We start from the raw sequence: 8080 nt of genomic DNA on the forward strand, positions 1-8080 counted from the left end.
GCAGGTCGGATCCACGCTGCCTCGCCGAGCGAAAAGCGCGAAGACCGCCAGTAGCCGGTGCGGTCAGGGTGAGCGATGCGCCGGGCAGAGTGACATCTGCCAGCCGGTAGTAACCGAGAGCCGCCCGCTCGGTGACCACCTCGCGCTAGACGATGCGTTCCGGGGATCAGGAACGAGGACACCGTGAAAGACGATCAACTCACACTGAGGCTTGCCCAACCCGACGACAGCCAACAATTGGCCGAGATCGCACAGCAAGCGTATGGAACATACGTAGAAGAGCTTGACGAGCCGCCCGCGCCCCTGCGACTCGATTACAGCCGTGTCGCCTCCTCGGGACGAACCTACGTGGCAGAGGAAGCAGGAAAACTCCAGGGCATGGTCACGGTAGAGCGTCACGACTCACACATGGTCCTGAGGAATCTCGCGGTGCGACCCTCATGCCAGGGCCGAGGTATCGGCACGAAGCTGGTCTCCTTCGTCGAAGAGTTCGCACGCGATGCCGGAATGGATGCGGTCAGTCTGTGGACCAGAGTCGAAATGCACGACAATATCGCCTTCTACCAAAGGCGGAATTACACCGTCACGCACCACGAGCATTCCGAACAGGCAAGCCGTGTGTTCTTCCTCAAGAAGCTGCGCTGACCTCGCCTTGCGCCGGAGGCTCCGCGAAGCAGCGCTCGCCCCGACCGGCACGCTCCCCGTCTGCGTCAGTTGTCTCGCCAGACATCCTCACTCACCGCGGCTCGCCCACTGCGCTCGTAGGCCCTCCCGAGAACATCCCCACAGCGGTGTGGGAACTACTGATCACCGCCGCCACTGCAGAAGCCTGCTTCGGCATGGGTTACGCCACCTACACCAGCAACCACTTCGCCCAAGCCGCCAACGCCTGCACTCGCGCGGCCAACAACGGCGACACCAACGCCATGCACAACCTCGGCATCCTCCTCACACAGGAGAACGACACTGAGCGTTTTCCAACCTGCCGGTGGGCGCGTGCAGTTGGGGTGACAACGTGGCGAAGCCCCTGGTAGATGGGTTTTCGACCAAGAAATCCGTCTCCACCAGAGGCTTCGTGTGCTTGTCTACCCGTCGGGCGTCGACGTGTCCAGTTCTGCCCTGCGCTTCCTGTCCGCCAAGCTCCGTCAGCGCCGCCGGGAGCTCGGCACCCGCTGGCGGCGCCTGAGTGCCGGCCGCCAGGCCCTGCTCACTCTCGTCCATCTCCGCAACGGCCATCCGTATGCCCAGCTCGCGGCCGGGTTCGAAATCGGGACCACGACGGCATACCGCTACGTCACCGAGGCCGTGGACCTCCTGGCCGCCCTCGCACCCACTCTGGCCGATGCCGTGCGCGCCGCGTCGACGAAGGCGTTCGTCCTCCTGGACGGCACGCTCCTGCCCATCGACCGCATCGCCGCGGACCGGCCCTTCTACTCCGGGAAGCACAAGAAACACGGCATGAACGTGCAGGTCCTCACCGATCCGTCCGGCCGACTGCTGTGGGCCTCACCGGCCCTGCCCGGCGCCGTCCACGACATCCGAGCAGCCCGCGAACACGGCATCATCGACGCCCTCGCCCAGGCCGACATCCCCTGCTGGGCCGACAAGGGCTACCGCGGCGCCGGCGGAACCGTCCGCATCCCGTACCTGGGACGATGGGAGACCCTCTCTGCCGGTCAGCAGGCGGTGAACCGGTCCCACGCGAAAATCCGCGCCCTCGTCGAGCAGACCATGGCGACCCTCAAGAACTGGCGACTCCTGCGCAAACTCCGGTGCTCCACCACCCGGATCACCAGCCTCATCCAAGCCGTCCTCACCCTGCATCTGACCAGCTCAAACCCATGATGGAAAAGGCTCACTGAGCGTTTTCAGCGTGGCTACTGATCGGGTGACGGGGCGGCGTGGGATCGGAGCGCGCAACGGACAGGCTCCCGTGCCGTTGAGGGAGGTGTTCGACGTCTCAACTCAGCAACACAGGAGCCCTGTTGGTTCCGTATCCTGCCGCACTCGACCTGCCGCACGCCCTGGTCGAGTGGGTCACGATGCTCATCGTCACCCGTGAAGGTGACCGCCGGTGCAAACTCCCGCCGCACCGGCGTGCGCTGATCGCACTGGTGTACTTGCGCCGCCACGACACCCTCGCCCGTATCGCCGTGGCCTTCGGGATATCAGTCGGCACCGCCCATGCCTACGTCACCGCGGTCACCGGCCTGCTCGCCGAGCAGGCGCCGGGCCTGCTGAAGACGCTGCGCGCACACGATCCGGACTTTGTCCTCCTGGACGGCACGCTCGCAGAGTGCGACCGTGTCGGCGACGGAAGGGCCGACTACTCCTCGAAACACAAGCAGCACGGGTGAACGTGCAGGTCGTCACAGACCCCAGCGGGGAGATCCTCTGGCTGTCGCCGGCCCTGCCGAGCCGAACCCACGATCTGACAGCCGCCCGCAACCACAGGATCCTTCGGACCTGCGCGCGGCAGGGCGTCCCGATCCTCGCCGACATGGCCTACATCGGTGCCGGCGACTGGGTCACCACCGCCAAGCGCCGCCGACCAGGAGGTGAACTCAAACCCACCGAGCAGACCGCGAACCGGGCCCTGTCCGCAGCCCGTGCACCCGTCGAAAGAGGCATGGCACGACTGAAGTCCTGGCAGATCTTCCGCAGATCCCGCATCAGCCCAACCGCATGAGCGTCATCACCAAAGCCGTCCTCACTCTGGAGAGGCAACGCTGAAAACGCTCAATGACTGCCTGGATGCGGTCGATATGGCAGAGACGGCGGGTACCGGCTTCGATCTGGCTGATCGCACCCTGGCTCAGACCGGTCAGCGCGCTCAGATCGTTCTGGCTCATGCCGGTGGCCGATCGCAAGAGCCGGAAGAGCACGCCGAAATTCCACTGCGCCACAGCGGCTGCGACCTCCGGATCCGCCCAGACGGCACCCGGGATGAAACCCGACCGGATGCAGACCGAACATCTCGTGTCGTCGCTGTAGCGGCTCAGGTAGGCGCCGCATCCTGAACAGGCACTTCGACGGGTCGTATCGGCAGTAGCGGCTGTCGCGCCGTTGACTAAGTTCGTCATTCGGCTACCGCCTGGTGGATCGCCTCGAAGTCAGCGATGCCGATGGTTGGCATGACGCCTCGCAGCCGCCGTAATCGCGTATCGCTTGTTCACCGACCGCTTCGACGGCCCCACTACTTCCTGCCATAGCGAGTCAGCATGATTGCCGTCGGAACGCCCATCGGCGGCTTTACCCGGCGAGTCGCTGGCAGGGACGGGGAGCTTGGCCCAGACGAGCTTGCCCGGGTGGCCAACGTTGAATTGGAAACCCCATTGGCCGTCAGTGAGCCCCGAGATCAGATGCAGGCCGCGCCCGTCCTCCGACTCTGCGGACGGCGGTCGGACAGGTGGGTTCTGGCTTTCGTCGGAGACCGCGATCACAAGCTGCCGCGCGGAGACCCACATCATCAGGGAGCACTGGCGAACCTCGGGCTGCCCGTGGGCCGGGCTGAAGGGCTTGGTCGCACCGCTGGCATGGCGTATGGCGTTGGCGACGAGTTCATCGACGATCAGCGAGCAATCGCCCGCCACGTCGCAGGGCAAACCCCAGCGTTCAGCTATGTCCCGTGCGTGCTTGCGGGCGTGCCGGACAGCGGAGGGTTCGCAGGTGAGGTCCAGCCTGCTCTGTGGGAAGCTGGAAGCCATGACCACGCCTCTCGTTCAGCGACGGAGGACCCCGCTTGGGACCCCGGAGTAAAGCTGTTGCCGTGGACAGTGAACGAGGACAGCGCTCGTTTCGGGAGGAAACTCTTCGCACCGTGCACTCGCAGACAACCGGAAACTTTTGAGGCGAGGCTCGCTTGACGCCTTCACTCGGTGCCGATCGCGCGGCTACGGTGGGTGGGTGGAGGGCAACAAGCTGCTGCAGCGCAAGATGGCCGGGCGGGGCTTCACCCAAGCCGAGTTAGCCGAGGCCCTGAACAACTGGCTGCGGCAGCACGGCGAGGAAGGCACCGTTAGCGACCGGATGGTGAGGTACTGGCTCACCGGAAAGACGCGACGACCCTGGAAACGCACCAGGCTTGCGCTGGAGGCAGTATTCGGGTGTTCCCTGGAAGAGCTGGGGTTTGAACCGCCAGCTCAGCCCAGTCCCGCGCTCAAGACGGAGCAGTCCGTGAACCGCAGGTCGTTCGTCAACAGCACCACCGCAGCAGCAGCCGCACCCCTTCTCGGTGGCCACCTCGGTCGGGTTCCGCGAGGTCTCGACTATCCGCCACAAGCTCGACGCCTTGAACGCGCTGGATCAAGAGCAGGGCGGTCACGACCGGTTGGAAAGGGCAGCCCTGGACGCCGCGTCGGAGACGCTCAGCCTCCAACAGGGACGCGCCACACAAGCCGTCCGCCGAAGACTGTTCAGCCTGGCGGCCGACCTGACGGCGACGGGCCGCCTGGACAGCACTTGACGCCCGAGCCTTCGCCCGTGCCCGGGAGCATCTGGACTCCGCTCTTGTCCTGGCCGGCATGGCCCAGGACAGTGTGACGGACTGCGTGTGTGGAAGACCCTGGCGATGCTGGAATTCAGCGCTCACCGATACGCGGATTCGCTGGCGGCAGCCCAGGCCGCCCAACGAACAGGCGCCGTCCGGCGCGATCCGATGTACGCGGCCCTCGGGCACACCCAGGCCGCAGTCGGGCATGCGGCTCTGGGCGATCGCCAGGCCACCCTTCGCAGCCTCGGATACGCCGAGGAGGCCATGATCAGGGTTCCGGACGTGCAGCGGCCGACGTGGGTTTCGTTCTTTGGACACGGCGAGTTGTACTCCGTCGTGGCCAGCACGCAGCAGAACCTCTCCCGGCCGGCCGACGCCGAGGCCGCCTCCTACCGGGCCTTGTCGGTGCTCCCCGCGCAGTTCCGGCGCAACAGGGCTTCCGTAACGGCGCGCTTGGCCATTTCGCTCATCCATCAAGGAGAGATCGAGCAGGGGTGCGCGAGGGCCGAGGAGGTCTTCCGGATCATGGATGGCCACCCCCTTCCTGGCCGTCTACGCTCCTTGATCGGTGACTTCCACCGCGATCTGCTGACGCAGGCCCCTGACTCCAGGGCGGCTAACGACTGGGCGGATCGCTTCCGAGCTGAATGGACCTGACCGACGTGACCGAACTTCGCAGGTACACCGTTGAGGATCTGTCGTCGATCCGGCAGATGCTGATCGATGTCCACGCCGACGCTTTCGCCGACCAGATGGACGACGAGTTCCACAGGCGGTTCCCGTGGTTCGTCGACCAATGAGGCAGCCGGAAGGACTTTGCCTGCGTGGTCGGATACGACGGTGACGAACCAGTCGGCTACGCCTACGGCGCTCCGGCCACCGAGGGACGCGAGTGGTGGCGGCCCTTCATGGAAGAGCCGAATGACACCTCCACCTTCTCACTGTCCGAGTTGATGGTCCGGCCCCGCTGGCGGAAGCAGGGCATATCCGCGCTGCTGTACAAGGCGCTGCTTGACGGCCGATCGGAAGCGATGGTCGCCCTCTCAGTTGACACCGCTCATCCGAAGGTGCAGGAACTCTACGAATCGTGGGGCTACCGAAAGGTCGGCGAGTCGCGGCCCTTCGCCGACTCACCGCTATATGCGCTCATGGTTGCAGACCTTCCTCTGCAATCGGACTGATCGCACTGCTTGTAGGCGTAGTGGTCAGGTTGGGCTCCTTGTCGTGGGCGGAAGCGATGGCCTAGGCGGGTGCAAGCCCGAGGCCGCCGCTGCGGCGCAATGCGCGGAATAGCCGGTGGGCGGCGGTGGGGTGAGCAATAGTCAATGCTTGTGGATGGCTTGGTCACAGCAGAGGATCGGTTCCCCGGATCGCCTGCCAGCGGCAGCCATGGGTGGCTGACGTGAGGTGATCGACGCCTGTGCCTTGGAGGGTGACGAGCGCGGTGTGGACCGGGGCGAGTTTCCCAACCGAGCAGCGTTAGGCGAGGATCTGCGTCAGGCTGGCCATTCTCGAGCGGCGCGCAGGGTTTCCCTATGCGCTGCGCATGATCGGGGTGGATCTGAATGCGGCGCTCCCGGAAGGTGGGGATAGTGGAGACCCGGTCGGCTCGGTGGCCCAGTTGCAGTACGTTCGGCTGGGGTCCGATGCAGCTCGCGTGTACCGGGTGGCTGCCTTGTGGCCGTGGGAAGAGCTCAGCGTCGGGCCGGTTGCCGCAGCCGCCCAAACGAGCCAGCGCGAGGCCGCACAGGCGCTGGTTCAGCTTGCGGAACGCCATTTGCTGGAGATCACCGATGGCGGGGGCGATCGCTTTCGTCCTTCCGTTCGAGCCCACGCAGCCAACACGGCGTTACGCGTGCATGCGATGACGCAGTTAGCAGGAACGTCGCATGGTTCCTCCGCTAAGCCAGCCAGGCCGACGCCGCTGCGTTCAAGGAGCGTTGGCGTGTCGGCCCTCTTTACCAGGAGATCGGCCCAGGACCGTACGGCAGTGAGGGAGAGGCCGTCGCCGAGCTGCTTCCGCAAGTAAGCAACCTGGTGCAGTCGGTCCTGGCTGCGCCGGATGCCGGGCCCTTCGAAATTGGGTGGTGGGTTGGTGGTCGGCCGCCAGCGGCAGCGGGAATTCCGGCATGACGTGCCGGCGGAGCGCGGCCCAGTGTCACCGCGGTGGCGGGGGAGTTGGGTGCGGAGCTGGCGTCGAGGGCACCTACTACGCGGGGCTCCGATCGGAGGAGGAGCCGTCGCGGTGACCCTGGCGGACTGCACCCTGCCCGAGAGCGGCTGGGGTCGGCTGGTTCTGCACCGCACCCACCCCGAGGCACGCAAGAAATAGACTGACAGCGGCGAGTCCCAGGGCGGCGGCTGAAGAGTCGGCCGCCGGGCGAGGTCGGCATATTGGCCTTCTCGCCACCTCTGATGAAAACAGAAGGGTTCGATCTGCTATTTTCTTTAATATGAGGGAAGCGGGAAATAAAATTTCCCGCTTCCCTCATAGATCAATGCTCCCGGTCATTTCTTGTTGCGTTGTCCTCGGCTGACCCAGATCAGCGATGCCAGGATTGCAACAAGGAGGACGATTGCGATAGTGACGCGGAGCGGCTTGCTGAGCTCGTCCTGGGCCCAGGGGACGAACAGGAACATAGCCACTATGGCCACGGCCACAGATGCGAACCACGCAACGACTCTGGTCCTGTAGGTGCTCACTGCTCCTCCTGGTGGCTGACTGACTACGAGCTGCGCAGCGCGTTTTTCGCGCATTTGACGGTGGCTCCGGCCCCTCCCGAGACGGCTTGGTTCTCCTAGCGCTTTCGAGTGAGTAGAACGATAAGAAAATAGAAGAAAGCCACTAGGGCAACTACGAGCACGGTTATTCCCAGAGCGGCCCCGCTGAAAGCCAAATAATACGCCTGGGGTTCGGTCCCCTGCCCGGAGCTGATTACCGTGCTATCGGTCACCACTTTTTGCCCCTCCGTTCCCTGTACTTTCGCATACCTCCGGTTCGCATGAAAAGTTGGAATGCTATGAGGGCGGCGACAACCACCACGATGACGAGCCAGACGAAGATATTCACCGGGTTCCTTTCGGTTCAGGGGCCGGGCAAGGGTGCCCGGCCCCCAGGCGTACCAGGTCAGAACAGGCTTGCCCCTAGTTTGAAGGCGTCCTTTGCGTCGTTGAGGAAGCTCACGGCTTCGGAGGCGTCGCCGGAACCGCTGGGCCCGTAGTCGCCCACGATGTCCAGCCCTGTATCGATGGCGCAGCCGGTCGCGGCCTCAGTGGCGAGGCCGATTCCCGTGGTGGCGGTTCCTGTGAGTCCTGCGACGAGCGCTCCTTGAGCTCCACCCTTGAAGCAGGACGTCGCGTATTTCGACCAGGGCACCTCGCCGGTCGGATCGACGTTGTTGATGGGGTCGTCGCCTGCGTAGGCGTAGCGGTTTCCCTGGGCTGGGTCGGCGAGGAAGGAGTGTGCGTCCTGGGTGGTGAAGCGGCCGGTGGCGGGGTTGTACCAGCGTTGGCCGTATTTGATCCAGCCGGTGGTGCGGTCGTAGGTGCCGCCGACGTAGCGGTAGGGGTTCTGGGCTGCGGCTGATC

The 8080-nt window shown here is 64.9% G+C and carries 12 protein-coding genes; 9 read left to right on the forward strand and 3 right to left on the reverse strand.

Going from position 1 to position 8080, the window contains the following annotated elements; translation table 11 throughout:
- The first annotated feature begins 183 nt into the window (after positions 1–183).
- The 5 genes from ACFZAM_RS36495 to ACFZAM_RS36515 all read left to right on the forward strand — a co-directional run bounded on the left by ACFZAM_RS36495 (position 184) and on the right by ACFZAM_RS36515 (position 2689).
- Entirely contained in the window at positions 184–645 is a 462-nt protein-coding gene (locus ACFZAM_RS36495; RefSeq protein ID WP_391052737.1) for a GNAT family N-acetyltransferase, read from the forward strand.
- 146 nt (positions 646–791) lie between these two features.
- A complete protein-coding gene (locus ACFZAM_RS36500) occupies positions 792–1034 on the forward strand; it encodes a hypothetical protein (protein WP_391052740.1) in 243 nt (80 codons plus the stop codon).
- Positions 1035–1077: 43 nt separating this feature from the next.
- Positions 1078–1845, forward strand: coding sequence for an IS5 family transposase (locus ACFZAM_RS36505; RefSeq protein ID WP_391052743.1), 768 nt, complete (start codon positions 1078–1080; stop codon positions 1843–1845).
- Between the two features lie 140 nt (positions 1846–1985).
- The gene (locus tag ACFZAM_RS36510; RefSeq protein ID WP_391052766.1) at positions 1986–2357 is read left to right on the forward strand and encodes a transposase family protein; all 372 of its coding nucleotides are present in this window, start codon (positions 1986–1988) and stop codon (positions 2355–2357) included.
- Positions 2354–2689 (forward strand): transposase family protein, encoded by a 336-nt coding sequence (locus ACFZAM_RS36515; protein WP_391052768.1) that lies wholly within the window; start codon positions 2354–2356, stop codon positions 2687–2689. The genes ACFZAM_RS36510 and ACFZAM_RS36515 overlap by 4 nt, the downstream gene beginning before the upstream one ends.
- Here ACFZAM_RS36515 and ACFZAM_RS36520 read toward each other — a convergent pair.
- Together ACFZAM_RS36520 and ACFZAM_RS36525 are read right to left on the reverse strand one after the other, a co-directional pair.
- A complete protein-coding gene (locus ACFZAM_RS36520; protein WP_391052763.1) occupies positions 2673–3083 on the reverse strand; it encodes a helix-turn-helix domain-containing protein in 411 nt (136 codons plus the stop codon). The two genes, ACFZAM_RS36515 and ACFZAM_RS36520, sit on opposite strands and share 17 nt — an antisense overlap.
- 30 nt (positions 3084–3113) lie before the next feature.
- Complete coding sequence (locus ACFZAM_RS36525; RefSeq protein ID WP_391052746.1) at positions 3114–3707, reverse strand: ATP-binding protein; 594 nt, start codon at positions 3705–3707, stop codon at positions 3114–3116.
- Positions 3708–4234: 527 nt separating this feature from the next.
- Between ACFZAM_RS36525 and ACFZAM_RS36530 the strand changes: the two genes are divergently transcribed.
- From ACFZAM_RS36530 to ACFZAM_RS36545, 4 genes are all read left to right on the forward strand, one after another.
- Complete coding sequence (locus ACFZAM_RS36530; protein WP_391052748.1) at positions 4235–4465, forward strand: hypothetical protein; 231 nt, start codon at positions 4235–4237, stop codon at positions 4463–4465.
- 87 nt (positions 4466–4552) lie between these two features.
- Positions 4553–5149 carry a hypothetical protein gene (locus tag ACFZAM_RS36535; protein WP_391052751.1) on the forward strand — a complete coding sequence of 199 codons (597 nt, stop codon included), beginning with the start codon at positions 4553–4555 and terminating at the stop codon, positions 5147–5149.
- Between the two features lie 5 nt (positions 5150–5154).
- On the forward strand, positions 5155–5292 hold the full coding sequence (locus ACFZAM_RS36540; protein WP_391052754.1) for a hypothetical protein: 138 nt from the start codon (positions 5155–5157) through the stop codon (positions 5290–5292).
- 24 nt (positions 5293–5316) lie between these two features.
- Entirely contained in the window at positions 5317–5673 is a 357-nt protein-coding gene (locus tag ACFZAM_RS36545) for a GNAT family N-acetyltransferase (protein ID WP_391052756.1), read from the forward strand.
- 1946 nt (positions 5674–7619) lie between these two features.
- Here the strand turns inward: ACFZAM_RS36545 and ACFZAM_RS36550 are convergent.
- Positions 7620–8080, reverse strand: a 461-nt coding sequence (locus ACFZAM_RS36550) for an RHS repeat-associated core domain-containing protein (protein WP_391052759.1), incomplete at its 5' end; no start/stop codon positions are given.

The organism is Streptomyces sp. NPDC008079 (genome assembly GCF_042957385.1).
GTDB lineage: Bacteria > Actinomycetota > Actinomycetes > Streptomycetales > Streptomycetaceae > Actinacidiphila.